Raw genomic sequence first — 20667 nt, 5'->3', positions numbered from 1 at the left:
CGGCATAAAGGGTTAGCGAATCATGGGCCTCTTGAATCTCTTCAGCTCGCGCAAGACCTTCGACCACGGCATCCATCCCGTGGAGCATAAGGAGCAGACCGCGGACAAGCCCATCCGGCGCCTGTCCTTCGCCCCGGAACTGGTGCTGCCCCTGTCCCAGCACCGGGGGGCGCCCTCCCGACCCATCGTCAAGGCCGGCCAGGAAGTGGTACGCGGCGAACCCATCGCCGAGGCCGATGGCTTCTTCTCCGTGCCCATCCATGCCCCCGCCGATGGCGTCATCCGCGCCATCGACCTGGCGCCCACGGCGGAAGGGCCCCGGATTCCCGCCATCTTCCTCAAGGTGCATCGCGCCTCGAACCAGGAAATCCTCTACGACCTGCCCCGCCATCTGTCGGTGCTGACGCCAGACGAACTCATCGATGCCGTCCGCTCCTCCGGCCTGGTGGGGCTAGGCGGCGCCGCCTTCCCTAGCCACGTCAAGATGAAGCCCCCGGAGGGGCGCAGGATCGAGACGCTGGTGGTGAACGGCTGCGAATGCGAGCCCTATCTCACCTGCGACCACCGGGTCATGCTGGAGCAGCCGGCCAGCATCATGGCGGGCATCCGGATCGCCATGCGGGCGACCGGGGCGACCCGGGCCGTGATCGGGGTCGAGGACAACAAGCCCGACGCCATGGCCAAGCTGCGGGAACACCTGCCCCTGGATATCCAGGTCACCGTCGAGGCGGTCGAGACCAAATACCCCCAGGGCGCCGAAAAAATCCTGATCAAAAGCCTCTTTGGCCGGGAGGTGCCCGCGGGGGGCCTGCCGGCGGATCTGGGCATCGCCGTTTACAACGTCGGCACCCTGGCCCAGATGGGCGACCTCCTGCCGCTCAGCCGCGGTCTCATCGAGCGCGTGGTAACCGTGAGCGGCCCCGGGGTCCTCAAGCCGGGCAATTACCGGGTCCCCATTGGCACGCCGCTGCGTTTCCTGCTCGAACAAACCAAGATGACCGACCAGGCCCACGAGGTCATCCTCGGCGGCCCCATGATGGGCATGTCGGTGGCCTCCCTGGAGGTGCCGGTGACCAAGGCCGTCTCCGGCGTCGTGGTCCTGGATGTCGAACATCCTGATCTGGCCCACCGCCAGGTCTTGCCCTGCATCCGCTGCTCGGCCTGCCTGGAGGCCTGCCCCGTCAACCTGAATCCCTCCATGCTGGGCCAACTGGCCCAGCACCGGGACTACGACCGCATGGCCAGGGAGTATTATCTAGATCAGTGTTTCGAGTGTGGCTGCTGCGCCTACGTCTGCCCCTCCAACATCCCCCTGACCCAGTACTTCCGTATTGCCAAGGCCATCAACCGCGACCAGAAGAAAAAGGTTCACTGAGCGCCCGCCATGCCCAGAATTATCGAGATCCGCACCTCCCCGCACCTGAAGCGGGCCAGGACCGTGCCGCAGATCATGCGCACCGTAGTCCTGGCCCTCTTGCCCATCTGCGCCTACGCCATCTTCCAGTTTGGACTGAGCGCCCTGCTCCTGCTGATCACCACCACCGGCGTGGCCATGGCCACCGAGTATCTTTTCTCGCGCCTCTCCGACCGGGGCAATAGCCTGGGGGACTGGAGCGTGGTCATCACCGGCCTGCTCCTCGGCCTGACCCTGCCGCCGGGCTTTCCCCTCTGGATGGCGGCGGTGGCGGCCTTTGTCGGCGTCGGCCTGGGCAAGTCCCTGTTCGGCGGTCTTGGCTTCAATGTCATGAACGCGGCCCTGGTGGGTCGCGCCTTCGCCCAGGCGGCCTTTCCGGTCGCCATCACCACCTGGACCCCCGGCTTCGCCCCCGGCCGCTTCCTGGAGCTCATCCCCTCGACCCTGACCCCCCCACTCATGAAGCCCATCCCGGTCACGGACTGGCTGGCGGGTCTGGGCATCGACGGCTTTACCGGCGCCACCGCCATGGCCCTGCAGAAATTCCAGCAAATCGAGGCCAATACCTGGGACCTCTTCCTCGGCCTGGTGCCGGGCTCGGCGGGGGAGACCTCCGCCGTCCTCATCCTGGTCTGCGGCCTCTATCTCGCCTTTCAGCGCATGCTGGATTGGCGGATTCCCGTGGGCGTCATGGCCGGGGCCGTCCTCATCGCCCTGCCCCTCTGGCTTTATGATGGCCACCTCTATCCCACGCCCTGGTTCGTTCTCTTTTCCGGCGGCCTCATGCTAGGGGCCTGGTTCATGGCCAGCGACATGGTCGGGTCGCCGGAGACGCCCTGGGGCGCCCTCCTCTATGGCCTCTTCATCGGCGCCCTCACCGTCGTTATCCGCCTCTTCGGGGGCCTCACGGAAGGCATCATGTACGCCATCCTGCTCGCCAACGCCGCCGCGCCCCTGCTGGCCGCCGCGACCCAGCCACGGGTCTATGGCGCCAAAAAGGAGGGCCGGTCATGACGGCATCCCTACAAGTTCCGGCTCAAGACCTGGCCCCGCCCGAGGCCCAGCCCGGCCAGGGCCCGCTGGCTGACCTCAAGGTCCAGACCGGCAACCCCGCCCCGGCCACCCCCAGTCGGGCCATGTTGACCACCCTGGGCCTCATCGCCATGATCTCCGGCCTGCTGGTGGCGGCGGCTTACGAGTTCACCGCCCCCATCATCGCCGAGAAGGAGCGACTCGCCACCGAGGCGGCCGTGCTGCGCATCCTTCCCGGGGCCGTCGCCAAACGCGATTACGTCATCGGGGCGGACGGCGGCCTGACCCCCGCCGAGATGGACGCGGGCCACAGCAGCGGCGGCCTCGTCTTTGCCGGCTACAACGCCGCGGGCCAGCTCCAGGGCCTGGCCATCACCGGCATCGCCAACGGTTACGCCGGCCCCGTGGAGGTCATGTTCGCCTATGACCCGCAGCGCCAGGCCATCGTCCGCAGCAAGGTGCTCAAGTCCACCGAGACGCCGGGTTTCGGCGATAAGCTCGACACGGACCCGGCCTTTTTGAAAAACCTCGAGGCCCTGGACGCCCGGCTCAATGCCGAGGGCAGCGCCCTGGCCAACCCCATCGTCACCATCAAGAACGGCACCAAGACGCATCCCTGGCAGATCGACGCCATCACGGGCGCCACCATCTCCTCGCGAGCCATGGGCAAGGCGGCGAACCAGGCCGCCCAGCGTGCCGCCCCCGCCATCCAGCGCAATCTGGCGCTACTGTCCCAACCGCGGTAACCGGGAGGCCGGCAAGATGACTGATTCCCCCCCCAAGACCCCGAGCGCCCCGGCGCCCGCCGACCCCTTCAACCGCCAGGAGAACCTGACCGCGGACACCTTCCTGCGCGGCCTTTGGCAAGAGAACCCGGTCTTCGTCATGATGCTCGGTATGTGCCCGACCCTGGCGGTGACCAACTCCGCCATCAACGCCATCGGCATGGGCCTGGCGACGACCTTCGTCCTGCTCGGCTCCGGGGCCCTGGTCTCCCTGCTGCGCCACTGGATCCCCAAGCAGGTCCGCATCGCCAGCTACATCGTCATCATCGCCACCTTCGTCACCGTGGTCGATTACGCCATCCACGCCATCAGCCTGGAGCTCTATGCGTCTCTCGGCGCCTTCATCCAGCTCATCGTCGTCAATTGCATCATCCTGGGCCGCGCCGAGGCCTATGCCTCCAAGCAGCGGCTGTTACCCACCCTGGTCAATGGCCTGGGCATGGGTCTGGGTTTCACCCTGGCCCTCCTCAGCCTGGGCTCGGTCCGGGAAATCCTGGGCAATGGCACCCTCCTCGGCTACTCCCTCTTTGGCGAGGGCTTCCAGCCCTGGCTGGTGATGGTGCTGCCGCCGGGTGGCTTCTTCGTCCTCGGGGCCTGGCTGCTGCTCTTTGCCTGGCTCAAACAGCGCCGTGAACGGCGTATCCTGGCACAAGCTGGAGTCGCCGCCCATGGCTAACGAATCCCTGCCCCTCATCTTCCTTAACGCCGCGGTGGTCAATAACTTCGTGTTGGCGCTTTTCCTGGGTATCTGCCCCTTCCTCGGCACCTCCGCCAAGAAGGAGACGGCCTGGAACATGGGCCTGGCCACCACCTTCGTCATGGTTGTCAGCTCGGTCAGCGCCTATGGCATCAACTGGCTCCTGGTCGAGCTGCAACTCGAGTTCCTGCGCCTCATCTGCTACATCGCCATCATCGCCGCGGCGGTGCAACTGGTGGAGATGTTCGTCAAGAAATACAGCCCGGCCCTGTTCCGCTCCCTGGGTATCTTTCTGCCCCTCATCACCACCAACTGCGCCATCCTCGGCCTGGCCCTCTTCCAGACCGCCAAGGAGTACGACTTCGTCCAAAGCCTGGTTTACAGCCTGGGCGCCGGCGCCGGCTTCATCCTGGCCCTGATGCTGATGGCGGGACTGCGGGAAAGACTGGAACTGGCGCGGGTGCCAACGGTAAGTCAGGGCGCGGCCATGAGCCTCATGCTCGCTGGCCTCCTGTCGCTGGCCTTCATGGGCTTCGCTGGCCTTGGAGCATCCCATGGCTAATGCCCTGATCGCCAGCCTGGTCATCTTCGCCGTCCTGGCCGGCTGGGTCTGGGTCCAGCAGCGTTATGCCGCCTTCGCGCGCCAGAACCCCAAGCTCGGCCCCTTCCGCGCCCCGGACGGCAGTTGTGGCGGCGGCTGTGCCTGCAAAAACGGCCAGTGCGAAACGCGGACGCCCTGATCCCGGGTCGGAGGCCAAGGCAGCCGTGATCCGCACCGCCGAGCAGGGCCACTCATAGCCGTAAATATATTTCCCAAAGGCCCGCCCCTTAACCCGGGGCGCGGGACCCCAACAACCAGAAACTCACCGGAACCAGCAAGATGAGCGAACTCGACCCACCTCTCGGCCCCACGGTCGCGGCCCAGATCACCGATTCCAGACGCATCACCCCCCTTAAATCGGAGGAGGTGCGTCATCTCAGCCTGCGGGTCGCGGACCCGGCCTTCCAGTTCGTCGAGGGTCAGAGCATCGGCGTGGTCGTCCCCGGGCCCCACCCCTTCGGCAACCCCTATCATGTGCGGCGCTACTCCATCGCCAATGCGCGCCCCCGGCCCCAAGACGAGGCCGTGGACCTGGAGATCCTGGTGCGTCGTTGCTTCTACATCGACGAAATCAGCGGCGAGCGCTTCCCGGGTATCGCGTCCCACTTTCTGTGCGATGCCAAGCCCGGCGACACCATCACCCTGACAGGCCCCTTCCGCAGCCCCTTCCAGATGCCCCTGGACAGGGGCTCCAACCTGCTCATGATCGGCACCGGCACCGGCATCGCCCCCTTCCGGGCCTTCGCTCAACTCATCTACGAGCGCCGCGGCGGCTGGGATGGTCAGGTCCGCCTCTTTTATGGCGGCCGCACCGGCCTCGACCTGGCCTATGCCAACGACGAGGCAACGGGCCTGGCCGACTACTACGACCTGGCCAGCTTCAAGGCCTTCAAGTCCCTGGCCGCCAATACCCTGATGCGCTCCTCCGACGCCCTGGCCCTGGGTCTCCAGGAAAACATCGGCGAGGTCTGGTCCCTCATCCAGGAGCCAAATACCTATGTCTTTCTCGCCGGCCTCGGCAAGATCGCCCAGGTCTTTGACAAGGTTATGAGTGAGCGCGCCGGTTCCCCCGAGGCCTGGCAGGGCATCAAGCAGCGGATGATCCGGGAGAAGCGCTGGTCGGAACTGATTTACTGAGGGACCCAGGCCCCGCCGTCAAGGACGGTCGAGGCCTGGGGGTCAAACACCCATGGCGCCTAGCGGCCGGTGGCCGTGTCGCCCATCTGGATCACGATCTTCTGGTAGAGCCCGCGAAAGGAAGTGACCTTTTCATAGGAGGCAATGGCGGCTTCCTGGGGCAGAATATCCCTGATCTCCTCCTTCCAGAGATCCAGGGCAAAGGGTTCCAGGGTGGCCAGGATCATCTTCATGACCAGGCGCAGCGGATGGCTGGACTCCGGGCCATGGTAATCGACAATGACCACCTTGCCGCCCGGTCGAGTCACGCGCAGGGCCTCGGCCAAGGTGGCTTGCCGCACCTCCGCCGGCTGCTCGTGAAGCAGGAAGAAGAGCAGCGTCCTGTCAAAGGTCCCATCCTTGAAGCTCAGTGAGCGCGAATCCTGTTGATGCAGATGAATCCGGGCATCCGGCTGCAACTTCTGGCGCAGATTGGTAAGCTGAATAGGTGCTACGTCAATGACATCCAATCGATCCTGTACCCCTAATAGCCCCCCCACCCGCTGGGTAAGATCCCCATAGACGCACGCCACCTGCAAGAGGCGCTGCCCCTCGCTCCCGGCGAGTTCCTGCAAGGCATCGTCACATAGACGCTGGTAATTACCCCATAGAATCAGATTGACCAGCCACTCGCGTTCGAAGAGGAACACGGCCCGGGGGTGCAAGTAGGCCCACCAGTAAACGCGCTGGAGATAATCCGGGATGGGGGGTGCCGCGAATTCGCCGGAAAGGCCGTCAGGGGAATAGGACATAGTTCTTCCTCAAGGGCAAAGTGCCTGATTGGATTATCAGGGCCGAGGTTCGACAACTCGGAATGGGGCTTATAGAGCAGACCTTCCCTGATGGACGCTAAGGATGGGCCATCCCTGACCAATCCTGGCAAACACTGACCGGTATCGCCGCCGGGACCCTGACTTCAGGGAACAAACAACCGCAAATCCCGCGCATCCCAGATTAACAGCCGGGATGGGTGTCCAGCGGTGCGACGAAGTAGCAGAGATACACCTTTCTTATAGTTACTATTTATTCTTGGCGTCCCACGGTGTATGCGCATTATTAGTCCAAAGACCCATAAATGACAATTATGTGACATAAAAAAATACCTTGCCCCGGATCTCCCAACCGAGGGGCACGGCGGGCCGAGGTCAGCCGCGCGTCATGATGCAAACGGCGATGGCATGGCTCGCCAATCCTGAAGAAGGCGCCGCGGGCCTTATGCTGGCCCCACATCAGCCAGCCAGTTCCTGGTACCGGAAACAATCCAGGGTATGGTCATTCACCATCCCCACCGCCTGCATCAGGGCCTGACAGATGGTGCCGCCGACGAAGCGGAAGCCGCGCCGCTTGAGTTCCCGGCTCATCCGGTCCGATTCCGGGGTCCGGGGGGGAATCTGCGCCAGGCTGGTCCAGGCGTTGTGCCGGGGCACCTGGTCCACGAAGCCCCACAGCAGATTAGCCAGGGTTTCGCCTTGCTCATGAAGGGCCAGCAAGGCGCGGGCATTGCTCACCGTGGACTCTACCTTGAGCCGGTTGCGGACGATCCCGGGGTCCGCGAGGAGTTCCGCCACCCTTGCCGCGTCGAAGCGGGCGATGGCCTCCGGGTCGAAGCCCAGGAAGGCGCGCCGGTAGCCCTCGCGCTTGCGCAGGATCGTCAGCCAGGACAGGCCGGCCTGGGCGCCCTCCAGGGTCAACATCTCGAACAGGTGCCGCTCGTCCCGGTTGGGGACGCCCCACTCGCGGTCGTGATAATCCACGTAAAGCGGATCAACGCCACACCAGGCGCAGCGCACCAGGCCGTCGCCGCTCATTGGGGCAGACGGTCCAGAATGCCGAACAGGGCCGCCTTGAGCTGATCATAGTCCTCGGGTACGGCGGCCAGCATGTGCGCCGCACTCTGGACGTAGGGGCCGGGGACGAGTTCATCGGCGCAGGCGGCGCAAATGCCCGCGACACTCTCCGGGGTGGACTCCAGATGGAACTGGAGACCCAGCACCCGCCCCTCGTACAGGAAGGCCTGCTGCTCACAGGCGGCGCTACGGGCCAACTGGACGGCTCCCGCCGGCGGATCGAAGGTATCGCCGTGCCAATGGAAGACGGGTAAGGAGAGAGGCAGAAACCCGAAGACCGGCGAGGCCTGCCCGGCCGGGGTCAGGGTGATGGGCATCCAGCCGATTTCCTTCTCACGATGGGGATAGACCCGCGCGCCCAGGGCCTCGGCGAGCAATTGGGCCCCGAGGCAGACCCCCACCAGGGTCTTGCCTGCCGCAATACTTCGGCGGATCAGGTCCTTCTCCACCGCCAGCCAAGGGTACCGGGCCTCATCGCCCACCCCCATGGGCCCGCCCATGATCACCAGCCAGTCGAATTCCGCCAACTCTGGCGGCGCGGCCCCGGCATAGATCGGGGTCACGCGCAGGGAATGACCGCGGGCCGCGGCCCAGTCAGCGATACCGAAGGGTCCCTCGAAAGGAACATGTTGCAGACAGTGAATCAGCATGAAAGAGATCCTCGGGAGTCAGCGCTGGCGCCGGCCTGGCAGGGCCGCGGCCAATTCTCAGGTGGTGGGGATGAAGAGCATTGGGTAGGAGTCGATGACGCTGCCGGATTATCGCGGTGAGCCCAGCCTGGATACCGCCGACGCGGCGGCCTTGGCGGGCCTCGAACTCCGGCTTGGCCGCCGCCCAGATCGAACAGCTGTCCTATCACGCCCGGATGTCCGATAAAAAATGCAGTTTCACCCTGCGCCAAACCCTGTGAGCCATTTCCGAATGCGCCGGTTACCTCTGCATTGGCCGAGCTCAACTCACCGCGCGACCGACCTGCGCGAGGTCGTGCGGCGCTGAGTGCGCCGCCAGCGAGTAGCAAGGTCAGGGGCATTGCGAATTACGGAGGTCAATTCACCTTTATATTTAATGCCGCGCATCTTTTAATATATTCGACACTGGCCGCCGACACGCCATCCAGATCCAAATCACCCTTTTGCCCGCCTATGTCATATTCAAGTCTGGAGGCGCCGCCCAGACCTGTTAGAAATATTTTATGGTTTTTATGATTAACCGTCAGGACCCCGCCCCGGCCATCATAACTCCAGGTCCCGGAGAACCCCTGGCCCTTGCCAAACTTGAACATAACCTCCGCCATGCTGGCGCCACGGGACTGCAGGCCCGCGTCGAACAGGACCGTCACGTTTTTATTATCGCAGGAAAGCTGCAAGAAGCCTTTGGAAATATTTTTATTTGATTTAAAGCAGGTCAATACCGAGGAATTGAGATTCGTGGCATCGTCGATATAGGAGAGCACCAGGCAATTCGCGCCGAAAGCCCGTTCGTTTGTCAGCCTGGCCTGGAGATTCGCGGAAATCAACAATAATACTGAAATAACCAGCAAGTAGGGCTTAGGGGTTTTCATGGGAAATAATGTCATGGCTATCGGGAGTTATCTCGGACCCTGCCGTCGGATCATTCAGACGGCGGCTCATAGGGGGTGACGCGGGTCGGAAGCCCTCAAGGGTGGGTGGCCAGGAAAGGCTGACGGCCAGTATGCCATCATCCCCAGGCCAGGATGGTCATCAAAGGATCAAATCCCGTTCATGGTATTTTCATATTGGCAACTTATATTGGCTACAAAAGGGTAACCGGCAGTCTAATCCGAGAACCGCCGCGCCACCCCTGAGATCAAACCTTAGCCATCAAGAGGAGCCATCATGACTAAAATCACCCACCGTCCGGGCGCTCTCGCCATGCTGATCCCCGGCATCGCCGCCATTCTTGTCGTCCTCGTTGCCGTCGTCTTGGTAAACATTGACGCCGCCATACAAGACCAGGACGTCTCTACCCCAGGCGCGTCAGCCATGCAGACAACGGGGCCTCGGGTTGCCAGCACCACGGACGATTAGCAAAGGGAGGCTTGCCCAACCCTCGCATCTGCACCTGTAACGGCCCCCGCTGGATATTTTCAGCCAGCCTTTCCTTGACGGACTCCAGCGGGGTTTCTTGTTCCCGGTATTGGCGGGACCTATCCTATCGCCTGGGATAGACACAGCCATAGTCAGGTGGCGGCGCGGGGATCATGTCCCGTGGACAGGTGATCGGGGTAGGCGCAGGGGTAGGTCGGCGATACTGGCGTGGGGGGGCGACGGGAGCCGTTGGCTTTTGGCTCATGGTTTCAACATGGCTTCCATATTCCTGCTCATATTGTCTCGCCAGGTATTCATCTCTCGTCCAGGCCTGCATATCCCGCACGCAGTTTTGCGAATAACAAATCACTTCTCCACCCGGCGTTTGCACGCTTGTCGCGCAGCCTGCTAATGGCAGCACAACAGCGGTTAGCAGGAAGATCCTGATGAAGAATGAAATTTTTCCAACCCGGTTCTTAGACATAAGGGACTCCAGCAAAAGAGACCGCCCACAGGCTGGCCTGGGAGGATTGTCGTAGCCCACCATCAGGCTGCGGAAGCGGGCCGAAATACGTCCGCGCAGTGACTTTTTGGTGGCTCAAACAGGAACGGCTTAGGGCTAAGGCACCTAAGCCGTTGTTTTATTGGAGCCGACGCACGGATTCGAACCGTGGACCTACTGATTACAAATCAGTTGCTCTACCAACTGAGCTACGCCGGCTTAGGATGAAGGATTCTATCTGGATGACTGGCGGGAGACAACGCCGCCCTCATCCCGGCACCAGCGCCAGGCCTTGCAGGACCAGATCGGGGACATGCAGGGCTCTCGACTGAATTCGGGCCATAAGGCGTTCAGCATCGCCGCCGGTGGTGACGAGGCCGGGTTCGGTGCCAGCGGCGTCGGCGAGCTGTCGCATCAGGCGCTCGGCTAGGGCGGCGGGGGCATCAAGGGAGGCGACGGCGATGGCGGTGGCGGTGTCCTTGGCCCAGAAGTCCGCAATCTCCTCGGGCTCGACGGGGGGGATCTGGGTATTGGCCAAGAGGGCCTGGCGCATGGTCTTGATGCCGGGGAGGATGAGCCCACCGAGGTGGCGTCCATCCGCGAGCAGCAGATCGTAGGTGATGGCCGTGCCGGCATCGAGGACGAGGACGGGCTGATTTAGGAGCCGGCGCGCGGCCAGCAGGGCCAGCCAGCGATCCACGCCCAGCCGGCCAGGGTCGGCATAGGCGACCGTCAGCCCCCCGCATACGGGCTGGGGACGGACGAATTCAGGTTCCTGTCCCCACAAGGCGCGACAAACGCGCGACAGGCCCTCGGCGACCTTGGGTGAGCCGACACAGGCAACTCGCGTCCGCACCGGTTTTTCCAGTATCTCCCAGGCGGCAAGCAGGTCGAGGGGGATGCCCCCATGATGGCGGAGGACGCGCATGGGCTCGAGCAGGGACTGTGGCCCGGCGGTGCGGAGGGTCCACTTGAGGTTGGTGTTACCTATGTCAACAAGAAGTTCCATGGCCAGTCCCTTCAGTAACCCGACGATTTAGATTCAATGTATGGGGACGGCCATGACACGACCGCCATGGGCCCCGCTAACCAGAACCCCTGTTGTTTGAGCCTCGCCACAAAAGGATTTCCCATCGCCCGCCTATCCGCCTATACTCCTGAGGCGTCAAAGATAGGCGTTGACCGCATTACCGTCATCCGCGACCTATAAGGGACTTCCACCGTCCGGGCAAGAATTAAGAATGGCGGCCGGGAAAAATACCACGTTTTAGCGGATTCGGGCAGTTCCGGGTTCGTTCGAGGTTTTGATTTCCCCAATCCTCCGTTCGCGACCCCTCCGGTCTTCCGTAAGGGCAAGCCCACGGGGCGGACAGTCCCCATCCACTCCCTAGAAGAGGTTCTCATCCCAATGAATAAATTTGTAAAGACTGCTGGCCTAGCGGCCGCTGTTGTGCTGTCCGCCACTTCCTTCTCCGCCAGCGCCTTTTGGGGTGGCGGGCCCTGGGGGAACAACGGTTACGGCAACAATAACAACAACATGATGAACGACATGTTCGGCGACGGCAGCGGCGACTTCAACATGAACATGAGCGGCAGCGGCCGTGGCTATGGTCGTGGCGACAACCGTTACTACAACAATTCCGGCTACGGCGGCTACGGCTATGGCCCCTACGGCTACGGTGCTCCCTATGGCTATGGCGCCCCCTATGGCGGTGGCTATGGTGCTCCTTACGGTGCTCCCTATGGCGGCGCCCCCTACGGTGCCCCCTATGGCGCCCCCCCGGCTCCTCCCGCCCCGCCGGCTCCCGCCCAATAAGTAAGGCAAGCCTGCCTTCGTTCCGGTCCTCCTGGACCGGAGCAACAACCGGCCCCGTCCTCGTGGCCGGTTTTTTTATCCCCCTGTCCTGAATCGCCGCACGCCAACCTGTCTGGGACAGGCGGAGGCAGCCCCCAGCGAGAGAATAAGAAGATGACCCAGCCGATTGAAGTCGCCGAGAACATTTACGCCATTGAGACAGGACTTTACCGCCATGGGCTGGCCTCCTGCTACCTGGTGCGCGAGGCCGATCGCCTGGCCTTCGTCGATACAGGCACGGCCCACACGACCCCCCACCTGCTCCAGTTCATCGCCGACCTGGGCCTGACCCCGATCATGTGGACTGGGTCATCCCCACCCATGTCCACCTGGACCATGCCGGTGGCGCCGGTGATCTCATGGCCGCCTGCCCCCAGGCCCGGCTGGTGATCCACCCCAAGGGGGCGCCCCACATGCTCGATCCTTCCAAGCTGACGGCCGGCGCTACCGCCGTCTATGGCGCGGAGGGCTTTGCCCGGGATTACAAACACCTCTTGCCGGTGCCCGCGTCACGCCTGATCGAGGCCGAGGACGGCCTGGAGATCGACCTGGCCGGACGCAAGCTGGTCTTCCTGGACACCCCCGGCCACGCCAATCACCACGGCTGCATCTACGACGAGCGCACCCGGGGGTTTTTCACAGGCGATACCTTCGGCATCTCCTACCGGGAATTCGATAACGAGCGCGGCGCCATGCTCTTTGCCCCCACCACCCCGGTCGCCTTCGACCCGGAGGCCTGGCAGACCAGCATCGACCGCCTCATGAGCTACGCCCCCGAGCGCATGTACCTGACCCATTACAGCCGTCTGGACAACCCGGCGGCCCTGGCGGGCGACCTGCGCCAGAGCGTGCGCGACCTGGCGGACCTGGCCCTGGCCGAGGCGGGTGGGCCACCCGAGGGACGCCTGGACCGGATTCGCGCGGCCGTCGGCGCTTACCTGGTCCAACGGGTTCGCGACCATGGCTGCGACATGGCGGAGAGCCGCATCCGCGAGCTCCTGGCGCTGGACACGGATCTCAATGCCCAAGGGCTCGAGGTCTGGCTGGCGAGACGGGCCAAGGCCGCCGGCCAAGCCGCCGCCGGCTAGCGCCCGGTGCCGGCCGGGCGGGATAACCCGCCCGGCCAACCCCCTAATCCCGGAGTTGGTAACGGGCCCCGCAATAGGGACAGGTGGCCTCGCCGGTCTTTTCGATGGGGAGAAAGACCCGGGGGTGCTGACTCCAGAACTTATCCCCCAGCGGGGGACAGGCCAGGGGCAGATCCTTGCGGGTGATGGAAATCACTTCCCGGGTCTGGGCATTGTCGGCGGCTGCGGCCATGATCGGATTCTCCTCGTGAGGGTAGCGGGAGGTCAGACCAGCGTGAGCCACTCGGGATGCTCGTCGCGGCGACCGTGGACCTGATCGAAGTAAAGACTTTGTAAGCGCTGGGTGATGGGTCCCCGGGTGCCGCTGCCAATGACGCGATTATCGACCTCGCGAATCGGGGTCACCTCGGCGGCGGTGCCGGTAAAGAAGGCCTCGTCCGCGATATAGACCTCATCGCGGGTGATGCGCTTCTCGACCACCCGGATGCCCAACTCCTCCGCCACCTGGATGATACTGCGGCGGGTGATGCCGTCCAGGGCCGAGGTTAGGTCCGGGGTATAGAGGATGCCATCCCGCACCAGGAAGATGTTCTCGCCACTGCCCTCCATGACATAGCCCGAGGCGTCCAGCAGCAGAGCCTCGTCATAGCCATCCCGCAGGGCCTCCTGAAGCGCCATCATGGAATTCATGTAGTTGCCGTTGGCCTTGGCCCGGCACATGGTGATATTGACATGGTGGCGGGTGAAGGAGGACACGCGGATGCGAATACCGTTGCGCATATTGTCCTCGCCCAGATAGGCGCCCCACTCCCAGGCAGCCACCATGCAGTGGACCTGCAGGTTATCGGCGCGCAGGCCCATGCCCTCGGAGCCGTAAAAGCACATGGGGCGGATGTAGGCGGAGGCCAGGCCGTTCTCGCGCACCGCCGCGCATTGGGCCTCGTCCAGGGTGGCGCGGTCATAGGGCATGGGCATGCCCAGGATTTTGGCGGAGTTGAAGAGGCGGTCCGTATGCTCGCGCAGCCGGAAGATGGCGGCGCCTTGATCGGTCGCGTAGGCCCGGACACCCTCGAAGACACCCATGCCATAGTGCAGGGTATGGGTCAGCACATGGACCTTGGCCTCGCGCCAGGGCACCAAGTCGCCGTCCAGCCAGATGAGGCCGTCACGGTCCGCCATCGTTCTCATGATCTTCTCCTGATTAGGTCGCGGACCGCCAGACTGGCGCCTTGCCAGGATAGGGCCCCCCAGGGTCGGGGACGGGCACGGCGGGGCCGGACCTCAATCCTCCATCAATGTTCGCCACAGGGCCGCCACCCGCTCGCGGCTGTCGAGCAGCACGTCCGCGGCGACCCGGGTCGGCTCATCCTGCAAGGCGCCGCGATGGTAGGCGGCCCGCAGAGCCTTATAGGCCGCGGTGAGATCCGTCGCCGCCGGGCCCGGCAGGAGATCCAGCCGGCCCAGGCTTTCCAGCAGCCGGATGTTATCGGACCAATCGGCCAGTTCCGGATATTGAGCTGCCCACCGCAGGATTGAGTATTGAACCATAAACTCGATGTCCGCAATACCGCCCTGACCCTGTTTGAGGTCGAAGCGGCCCCCGCCGCTCTTGTCCAGGCTGGCGCGCATCTTGGTCCGCATCTCCCGCACCTCCCCGCGCAAGCGGTCCGGATCGCGCTCCCGGCAGAGGACCTCGCGGCGAATACGGGCGAAGCGTTCATAGAGGCCCCGATCACCCGCCAGGGGCCGGGCGCGCACCAGGGCCTGATGTTCCCAGGTCCAGGCCTCCTGGACCTGGTAGTTCGCGAAGGAAGCGAGGGACCGCACCAAAAGCCCCTTATTGCCATCCGGGCGCAGGCGCATATCGACGTCGTAGAGCTGACCGGAAGGGGTCTGGGTGGTCATCATATGAATGGCGCGCTGGCCCAGGCGCGCATAGAACTGGTCGTTGGCCAGGACCTTGGGACCGGCGGTCATGGCATTGACGCTATCGCTGCCGTGGAGAAAGACCAGATCCAGGTCCGAGCCATAGCCCAACTCGATCCCCCCCAGCTTGCCATAACCGACCACCAGAAAGCCGGTCTCCCCGGCCCCCACCCCGGCGGGGGCCCCATGCCGCTGGACCAGATGGCGATAGGTCAGGGCGACAATGCGCTCCAGGCTGGCCTCGGCGATGTCGGTGAGATAGTCGCTGACCACCATGAGGGGGATGGCCCCCGTCAGATCGGCGGCGGCGACCCGCAGCCGGTTGCCTTGGGCGAACTGGCGCAGCCGCTCCATCTGCTGTTCCAGGTCCTCCGGGTCCAGGGGGTCCAGGAGGGCATCCAGCTCGGCCTCCAGCTCGGCCCGGCGCAGGGGTGAATAGAGGCGGCGGGTATCGATCAGCTCGTCGAGCAGCAGGGGCTGGCGGACGATCTGCTGGCCGATCCAGGGGCTCATGCCCGTGAGTCGCACCAGTTGGGACAGGATGACGGGCCGCTCCACCAGCATCGCCAGATAGGCGGTGCGGCGGGCCACCGCCTCCAGCACCCGCAGCACCCGCTCCAGGGCCAGGTCCGGGGCCTCGGAACCGGCGATCATGGGCAGGGCCAGGGGCATGAGTTGCCCCAGCCGCTCGCGCCCACGACTGCCGAGATCCTTGCGATGGACTCCCTCGCGGAAGGCCTCCAGGCTCAGCCGCGCCGCCTGGGGATCGGCAAACCCGGCCTGACTCAGCAGCTCCTCCGCCTGGGTCGCCTCCAGGCGCCCGCGCCACAGGGCGGTGAAGGCCGGTTCCTGCTGGGCCTGTTCGGCCTGAGGCGCGGCGAAGAGGCTGTCGAATTGGCCCTGGACCTGCCGCCGGTGCTCGTCGAGGGTCGCGAGGAATCCCGGCCAGTCGCCGAAGCCCATGGACCGGGCCAGACGCAGCCGGCCCAGGTCGTCCTCGGGCAGACGATAGGTCTGCTGATCCTTCCAGGCCTGGAGGCGATTTTCCACGCGCCTCAGAAAGACGTAGGCGGCGTCGAGCTGCTGGACGGCGTCGGCGGGCAAGAGGCCGCGCTCTCCCAGCAACCGCAAGACCGCGCGGATGGGGCGAATCTGCAGTTGGGGATCGCGCCCCCCGCGCACGAGCTGGAAGGTCTGGCCGATAAACTCGATCTCCCGGATGCCCCCCGGCCCCAGCTTGACGTTGTCCGCCATGCCCTTGCGCTGGAGTTCCTTGGCGATCATGGCCTTCATATCGCGGATGGATTCGATAGCGCCAAAGTCTAAATAGCGCCGATAGACGAAGGGCCGCAGCAGGGCCGCGAGCTGCTCCGCCTGGTCCCGGGGACCGGCCACCACCCGCGCCTTCACCATGGCGTAGCGCTCCCACTCCCGCGCCTGGTCCTGGTAGTAGTACTCCATGGCGGTAAAGCTCATGACCAGGGGGCCAGAGTCGCCAAAGGGCCGCAGGCGGGTATCGACACGAAAGACGAAGCCATCGACGGTGGGCGCGTCCAGGGCCCGCACCAGACGCTGCCCCAGCCGGATAAAGAATTGCTCGTTGGTCAGCCGCCGGGGGCCATCGACCAGACCCGTCTCCGGATAGGCCAGGATGAGGTCGATGTCCGAGGACATATTGAGCTCCCGCGCCCCCAGCTTGCCCATGCCGATGACCAGCAACCCCTGTGCCTCGCCCTTGGCATTGCGGGGGGTGCCCAGCTCCGCCCGCGTCCAGGCCTGGGTCCAATCCAGGGCCTGGTTGACGCATACATCCGCCAGTTCACTGAGATCCTCCAGGGTCTCCTCCAGGGCGGCGGCCCCGCCCAGATCCCGCCAGATAAGGCGCAGCATCTCGCGGCGGCGAAAGCGGCGCAGGCGACGCTGGAGGCCCTCGTCATCGGCGCCCGCCTGTTGCAGGTCTGCCAGCGCCGCGGCTAGCCCCTGGCCCATCTCGCCCGGCTCATAGGGGCGGTCCAGATCACCCGAGGCCAGGAGCTGGGCAAAGGTCTCGGGGTAACGGGCGACGGTGGTGGCGACAAAGTCACTCGCCTCCCAGACCCGGGCCCGGGTCTCTTCAAATGCCGGGTCCCGGGCGGAGGGGACGGCCATCCCCTGCCCCGCCGCCCAGTCCAGCCACTCCCGCCAGAGGCGCTCCGCATGGGCCATGGGTTCCGCTGCCACCGTCATAATTTCAAGCCTGTTTTGCCGAGGTCAAGGGCGGTCGCCCGGGTTAGGATCCATCTTGCTGGCCCAATCCATCGAGCCATTCCGCCAGGGCCAAAGAGTCGAGCACGGCCTGACCCATGCCGCCCGCCATCTCTCGCATCCCTGGCCCCATTATTGGCTAAAATGGCCGCTTCGCTCACCACCAAATAAGAAGGATTTCCCATGCTGCAAGCCTACCGTCAACATGTGGCCGAACGCGCCGCCCTCGGAATTCCGCCGCTGCCCCTGACCGCCCCGCAGACCGCCGAGCTGATCGAGCTGATCAAGCACCCCCCCGCCGGCGAAGAAGCCTTCCTACTGGACCTGCTGACCCATCGGGTACCGCCCGGCGTGGACGAAGCCGCCCAGGTCAAGGCCAGCTTCCTGGCGGCCGTGGCGCATGGCGACATCCAGGTCGGCCTGATCGGCAAGGCCAAGGCCACCGAGCTGCTGGGCACCATGGTGGGCGGCTACAACGTCCACCCCCTGATCGAACTGCTGGACGACCCCGAGGTCGCCGCCGTAGCCGCCGCGGGCCTGAAAAAGACCCTGCTGATGTTCGACTTCTTCAACGACGTCGCCGACAAGGCCAAGGCCGGTAATGCTCAGGCGCAGGCTGTCATCCAGAGCTGGGCCGACGCCGAGTGGTTCACCAGCCGCCCCGAGGTGCCCCAGTCCATCACCATCACCGTCTTCAAGGTGCCCGGCGAGACCAACACCGACGACCTCTCACCCGCGCCCGACGCCTGGAGCCGTCCGGACATCCCGCTGCATTATCTGGCCATGCTCAAAAACACCCGTCCCGACGCGGCCTTCCAGCCCGAGGAAGACGGTAAGCGCGGCCCCATGCGGTTCATCGAGGACCTCAAGAACAATGGCCACCTGGTGGCCTACGTCGGCGATGTCGTCGGCACCGGCTCCAGCCGCAAAAGCGCCACCAACAGCGTCGTCTGGGCCACCGGCCAGGACATCCCCTACGTACCCAACAAGCGCTTCGGCGGCGTGACCCTGGGCGGCAAGATCGCGCCCATCTTCTTCAACACCCAGGAGGACTCCGGCTCCCTGCCCATCGAACTGGACGTGTCCGGCCTGGAGATGGGCGATGTTGTTGACGTCCTGCCCTATGACGGCAAAATCCTGAAGAACGGCGCCACCCTCGCCGAGTTCCAGCTCAAGAGCGAGGTCTTGCTGGACGAGGTGCGCGCCGGCGGCCGCATCAATCTCATCATCGGCCGCGGCCTCACCGCCCGGGCGCGCGACTTCCTGTGCCTGCCCGCCTCCACCATCTTCCGCCTGCCCAAGCCCCCGGTGGACACCGGCAAGGGCTTCACGGTGGCGCAGAAGATGGTCGGCCGCGCCTGCGGCCTGCCCGAGGGCCATGGCATTCGTCCCGGCACCTACTGCGAACCCCGCATGACCACCGTCGGCAGCCAGGACACCACGGGCCCCATGACCCGCGATGAGCTCAAGGACCTGGCCTGCCTGGGCTTTTCCGCCGACCTGGTGATGCAGTCCTTCTGCCACACCGCCGCCTATCCCAAGCCGGTGGACGTCAAGACCCACCGCGAGCTGCCGACCTTCATCAGCACCCGCGGCGGCGTCTCCCTGCGCCCCGGCGACGGCGTCATCCATAGCTGGCTCAACCGCCTGCTCCTGCCCGACACCGTCGGCACCGGTGGCGACAGCCACACCCGCTTCCCCATCGGCATCAGCTTCCCCGCCGGCTCCGGCCTGGTCGCCTTCGCCGCCGCCACCGGCGTCATGCCTTTGGACATGCCGGAGTCCGTCCTGGTGCGCTTCAAGGGCGAGATGCAGCCCGGCGTCACCCTGCGCGACCTGGTCCACGCCATCCCCCTCTACGCCATCAAGGCCGGCCTGCTGACGGTGGCCAAGGCCGGCAAGGTCAACGCCTTCTCCGGGCGCATCCTGGAGATCGAGGGCCTGCCCGATCTGAAGGTCGAACAGGCGTTCGAGTTGAGCGACGCCAGCGCCGAGCGCTCCGCCGCCGGCTGCACCATCAAGCTGAACCAGGCACCCATCATCGAGTACCTGACCAGCAACATCATGCTGATGAAGAAGATGATCGCCGACGACTACCAGGACCGGCGCACCCTGGAGCGCCGCATCGAGGCCGTCGAGGCCTGGCTGGCCAACCCGCAACTGCTCGAAGCCGACCCGGATGCCGAATACGCCGCCGTCATCGAGATCGACCTGGCCGACATCAAGGAGCCCATCCTCTGCTGCCCCAACGACCCGGACGACGCCAAGTTCCTCAGCGAGGTCGCGGGCACCAAGATCGACGAGGCCTTCATCGGCTCCTGCATGACCAACATCGGCCACTTCCGGGCCGCCGCCAAGCTGTTGGGCGGCCAGCGTGACATCCCCGTCAAGCTGTGGGTGGCGCCGCCGACCAAGATGGACCAGAGCGAACTGGTCAAGGAAGGCCACTACAACACCTTCGGCATCGCCGGCGCCCGTACCGAAATGCCCGGCTGCAGCCTCTGCATGGGCAACCAGGCCCAGGTGCGCGAAGGCGCCACGGTGGTCAGCACCAGCACCCGCAACTTCCCGAACCGCCTCGGCAAGAACGCCAACGTCTACTTGGCCTCGGCGGAGTTGGCGGCCATCGCCTCCAAACTGGGCAAGCTGCCGACCGTGGCCGAATACCAGGCCGAGATGGGCATCATCAACCAGGACGCCGCCAGCGTGTACCGCTACCTGAACTTTGACCAGATCGAGGAATACGCCGAGACTGCCAAGGCCGTCGCCGCCTGATCGGTCCGGCCCAGCGCCGGACCGCGCCAGGGCCCGCCGGGGCAACCCGGCGGGCTTTTTTGTCAGCTAAGAGGCCTTTGAGGTTAAGGGCGGGAGTTCCATCTTGGAACGAACCAGAACGACGATGAGCATTTCCGCAAGGCGTATCTGCTCCCGGCCCTGGAGGCTGGGCTGATTGAAATGACCATCCCGGATAAACCATGCAGCAGCCGGCAGAAATACCGGCTGACCGATCTGGTGCGAGGCCGGAGTAGTGGTGAAGGTCGAGGGGCCCCTCGGCATACTCCTCCGCCGGCGACGGGAAGCCCGCGGGAACCCGGGAGGTGAAGAGCGGCCGGGATAGCGGCGGCCCCGGCCGGGCAAAATGGGTTCGTTTGGTAATTTGGCCTTTTTCGCGCCGCTGGGCGCCCGTTCCCCGTGCCCCCGCAAATGGGTTCGTTTGGTAATTTGACCCAAAACGCGGGTCGGGTCTGGCCAAGTCGAGTAAATTTCTGATGACCTCGGGCACCCCACCGAAGAACGCCAGCGCCCGGACTCTGGCGGGACTGCCGAGAACATCCCCCTGGCTGTTGCCCAATCCGCAGACGGGCAAACCCTACGTCTCCTTCTATCACGCCTGGGACACCGCCCGGAGACAGGCGGGCGGGGGTGCCGCTCTGTCGTTGGCATGATCTGCG

General features: G+C 64.8%; 19 protein-coding genes, 1 tRNA gene and 1 pseudogene. 12 read left to right on the top strand and 9 right to left on the bottom strand.

Annotated features, from left to right (window positions below):
- The first annotated feature begins 22 nt into the window (after positions 1-22).
- From rsxC to IPN92_06235, 7 genes are all read left to right on the top strand, one after another.
- Positions 23-1375: an electron transport complex subunit RsxC gene (rsxC, locus tag IPN92_06265; GenBank protein MBK8637897.1), complete on the top strand. Its 1353-nt coding sequence runs from the start codon at positions 23-25 to the stop codon at positions 1373-1375.
- Between the two features lie 9 nt (positions 1376-1384).
- Entirely contained in the window at positions 1385-2428 is a 1044-nt protein-coding gene (locus tag IPN92_06260) for an RnfABCDGE type electron transport complex subunit D (protein MBK8637896.1), read from the top strand.
- Positions 2425-3192, top strand: coding sequence for an FMN-binding protein (locus IPN92_06255; protein MBK8637895.1), 768 nt, complete (start codon positions 2425-2427; stop codon positions 3190-3192). The genes IPN92_06260 and IPN92_06255 overlap by 4 nt, the downstream gene beginning before the upstream one ends.
- 16 nt (positions 3193-3208) lie before the next feature.
- Positions 3209-3907, top strand: coding sequence for an electron transport complex subunit E (locus IPN92_06250; protein ID MBK8637894.1), 699 nt, complete (start codon positions 3209-3211; stop codon positions 3905-3907).
- Positions 3900-4490, top strand: coding sequence for an RnfABCDGE type electron transport complex subunit A (locus IPN92_06245; protein ID MBK8637893.1), 591 nt, complete (start codon positions 3900-3902; stop codon positions 4488-4490). Before IPN92_06250 ends, IPN92_06245 begins: the two co-directional genes overlap by 8 nt.
- Complete coding sequence (locus IPN92_06240) at positions 4483-4668, top strand: hypothetical protein (protein ID MBK8637892.1); 186 nt, start codon at positions 4483-4485, stop codon at positions 4666-4668. The genes IPN92_06245 and IPN92_06240 overlap by 8 nt, the downstream gene beginning before the upstream one ends.
- A 140-nt stretch (positions 4669-4808) precedes the next feature.
- Positions 4809-5666: an oxidoreductase gene (locus tag IPN92_06235; protein ID MBK8637891.1), complete on the top strand. Its 858-nt coding sequence runs from the start codon at positions 4809-4811 to the stop codon at positions 5664-5666.
- A gap of 59 nt (positions 5667-5725) precedes the next feature.
- Here the strand turns inward: IPN92_06235 and IPN92_06230 are convergent, their stop codons facing one another.
- The 4 genes from IPN92_06230 to IPN92_06215 form a co-directional block, all read right to left on the bottom strand.
- Complete coding sequence (locus IPN92_06230) at positions 5726-6457, bottom strand: class I SAM-dependent methyltransferase (GenBank protein ID MBK8637890.1); 732 nt, start codon at positions 6455-6457, stop codon at positions 5726-5728.
- 477 nt (positions 6458-6934) lie between these two features.
- A complete protein-coding gene (locus IPN92_06225; protein ID MBK8637889.1) occupies positions 6935-7513 on the bottom strand; it encodes a DNA-3-methyladenine glycosylase I in 579 nt (192 codons plus the stop codon).
- A complete protein-coding gene (locus IPN92_06220) occupies positions 7510-8202 on the bottom strand; it encodes a type 1 glutamine amidotransferase (GenBank protein MBK8637888.1) in 693 nt (230 codons plus the stop codon). Before IPN92_06220 ends, IPN92_06225 begins: the two co-directional genes overlap by 4 nt.
- Positions 8203-8597: 395 nt before the next feature.
- A complete protein-coding gene (locus IPN92_06215) occupies positions 8598-9113 on the bottom strand; it encodes a hypothetical protein (GenBank protein ID MBK8637887.1) in 516 nt (171 codons plus the stop codon).
- A gap of 295 nt (positions 9114-9408) precedes the next feature.
- Here IPN92_06215 and IPN92_06210 point away from each other — a divergent pair, with 295 nt between their 5' ends.
- A complete protein-coding gene (locus IPN92_06210) occupies positions 9409-9600 on the top strand; it encodes a hypothetical protein (GenBank protein MBK8637886.1) in 192 nt (63 codons plus the stop codon).
- A 645-nt stretch (positions 9601-10245) separates the two neighbouring features.
- Here the strand turns inward: IPN92_06210 and IPN92_06205 are convergent.
- Together IPN92_06205 and IPN92_06200 are read right to left on the bottom strand one after the other, a co-directional pair.
- A tRNA-Thr gene (locus IPN92_06205) sits at positions 10246-10321 on the bottom strand.
- Between the two features lie 49 nt (positions 10322-10370).
- Entirely contained in the window at positions 10371-11111 is a 741-nt protein-coding gene (locus IPN92_06200) for a type III pantothenate kinase (GenBank protein ID MBK8637885.1), read from the bottom strand.
- 399 nt (positions 11112-11510) lie between these two features.
- Between IPN92_06200 and IPN92_06195 the strand changes: the two genes are divergently transcribed.
- Positions 11511-11918, top strand: coding sequence for a sulfur globule protein CV1 (locus IPN92_06195; GenBank protein ID MBK8637884.1), 408 nt, complete (start codon positions 11511-11513; stop codon positions 11916-11918).
- Positions 11919-12071: 153 nt separating this feature from the next.
- Positions 12072-13045 (top strand): annotated as a pseudogene (locus IPN92_06190) (MBL fold metallo-hydrolase).
- 43 nt (positions 13046-13088) lie between these two features.
- Here the strand turns inward: IPN92_06190 and IPN92_06185 are convergent.
- The 3 genes from IPN92_06185 to glnE all read right to left on the bottom strand — a co-directional run bounded on the left by IPN92_06185 (position 13089) and on the right by glnE (position 17197).
- The gene (locus IPN92_06185; protein MBK8637883.1) at positions 13089-13277 is read right to left on the bottom strand and encodes a zinc-finger domain-containing protein; all 189 of its coding nucleotides are present in this window, start codon (positions 13275-13277) and stop codon (positions 13089-13091) included.
- A gap of 32 nt (positions 13278-13309) precedes the next feature.
- Positions 13310-14233 (bottom strand): branched-chain amino acid transaminase, encoded by a 924-nt coding sequence (locus tag IPN92_06180; GenBank protein ID MBK8637882.1) that lies wholly within the window; start codon positions 14231-14233, stop codon positions 13310-13312.
- 93 nt (positions 14234-14326) lie between these two features.
- Positions 14327-17197: a bifunctional [glutamate--ammonia ligase]-adenylyl-L-tyrosine phosphorylase/[glutamate--ammonia-ligase] adenylyltransferase gene (glnE, locus tag IPN92_06175; protein ID MBK8637881.1), complete on the bottom strand. Its 2871-nt coding sequence runs from the start codon at positions 17195-17197 to the stop codon at positions 14327-14329.
- A gap of 201 nt (positions 17198-17398) precedes the next feature.
- On the opposite strand from glnE, the gene acnB reads away from it, so the two are divergent.
- Together acnB and IPN92_06165 are read left to right on the top strand one after the other, a co-directional pair.
- Entirely contained in the window at positions 17399-19990 is a 2592-nt protein-coding gene (acnB, locus tag IPN92_06170; protein MBK8637880.1) for a bifunctional aconitate hydratase 2/2-methylisocitrate dehydratase, read from the top strand.
- Between the two features lie 494 nt (positions 19991-20484).
- Positions 20485-20661, top strand: a complete 177-nt coding sequence (locus IPN92_06165; protein MBK8637879.1) for a hypothetical protein — start codon at positions 20485-20487, stop codon at positions 20659-20661.
- The last annotated feature ends 6 nt before the right edge of the window (positions 20662-20667 follow it).

Source organism: Chromatiaceae bacterium, from assembly GCA_016714645.1.
GTDB lineage: Bacteria > Pseudomonadota > Gammaproteobacteria > Chromatiales > Chromatiaceae > M0108.
This window is presented reverse-complemented; position numbering and strand designations above follow the sequence as displayed.

Coding starts and splice junctions, on each gene's coding strand:
- rsxC (MBK8637897.1), top strand. CDS start 23: ATGGGCCTCTTGAATCTCTTCAGCTCGCGCAAGACCTTCGACCACGGC.
- IPN92_06260 (MBK8637896.1), top strand. CDS start 1,385: ATGCCCAGAATTATCGAGATCCGCACCTCCCCGCACCTGAAGCGGGCC.
- IPN92_06255 (MBK8637895.1), top strand. CDS start 2,425: ATGACGGCATCCCTACAAGTTCCGGCTCAAGACCTGGCCCCGCCCGAG.
- IPN92_06250 (MBK8637894.1), top strand. CDS start 3,209: ATGACTGATTCCCCCCCCAAGACCCCGAGCGCCCCGGCGCCCGCCGAC.
- IPN92_06245 (MBK8637893.1), top strand. CDS start 3,900: ATGGCTAACGAATCCCTGCCCCTCATCTTCCTTAACGCCGCGGTGGTC.
- IPN92_06240 (MBK8637892.1), top strand. CDS start 4,483: ATGGCTAATGCCCTGATCGCCAGCCTGGTCATCTTCGCCGTCCTGGCC.
- IPN92_06235 (MBK8637891.1), top strand. CDS start 4,809: ATGAGCGAACTCGACCCACCTCTCGGCCCCACGGTCGCGGCCCAGATC.
- IPN92_06230 (MBK8637890.1), bottom strand. CDS start 6,457: ATGTCCTATTCCCCTGACGGCCTTTCCGGCGAATTCGCGGCACCCCCC.
- IPN92_06225 (MBK8637889.1), bottom strand. CDS start 7,513: ATGAGCGGCGACGGCCTGGTGCGCTGCGCCTGGTGTGGCGTTGATCCG.
- IPN92_06220 (MBK8637888.1), bottom strand. CDS start 8,202: ATGCTGATTCACTGTCTGCAACATGTTCCTTTCGAGGGACCCTTCGGT.
- IPN92_06215 (MBK8637887.1), bottom strand. CDS start 9,113: ATGAAAACCCCTAAGCCCTACTTGCTGGTTATTTCAGTATTATTGTTG.
- IPN92_06210 (MBK8637886.1), top strand. CDS start 9,409: ATGACTAAAATCACCCACCGTCCGGGCGCTCTCGCCATGCTGATCCCC.
- IPN92_06200 (MBK8637885.1), bottom strand. CDS start 11,111: ATGGAACTTCTTGTTGACATAGGTAACACCAACCTCAAGTGGACCCTC.
- IPN92_06195 (MBK8637884.1), top strand. CDS start 11,511: ATGAATAAATTTGTAAAGACTGCTGGCCTAGCGGCCGCTGTTGTGCTG.
- IPN92_06185 (MBK8637883.1), bottom strand. CDS start 13,277: ATGGCCGCAGCCGCCGACAATGCCCAGACCCGGGAAGTGATTTCCATC.
- IPN92_06180 (MBK8637882.1), bottom strand. CDS start 14,233: ATGAGAACGATGGCGGACCGTGACGGCCTCATCTGGCTGGACGGCGAC.
- glnE (MBK8637881.1), bottom strand. CDS start 17,197: ATGACGGTGGCAGCGGAACCCATGGCCCATGCGGAGCGCCTCTGGCGG.
- acnB (MBK8637880.1), top strand. CDS start 17,399: ATGCTGCAAGCCTACCGTCAACATGTGGCCGAACGCGCCGCCCTCGGA.
- IPN92_06165 (MBK8637879.1), top strand. CDS start 20,485: ATGACCTCGGGCACCCCACCGAAGAACGCCAGCGCCCGGACTCTGGCG.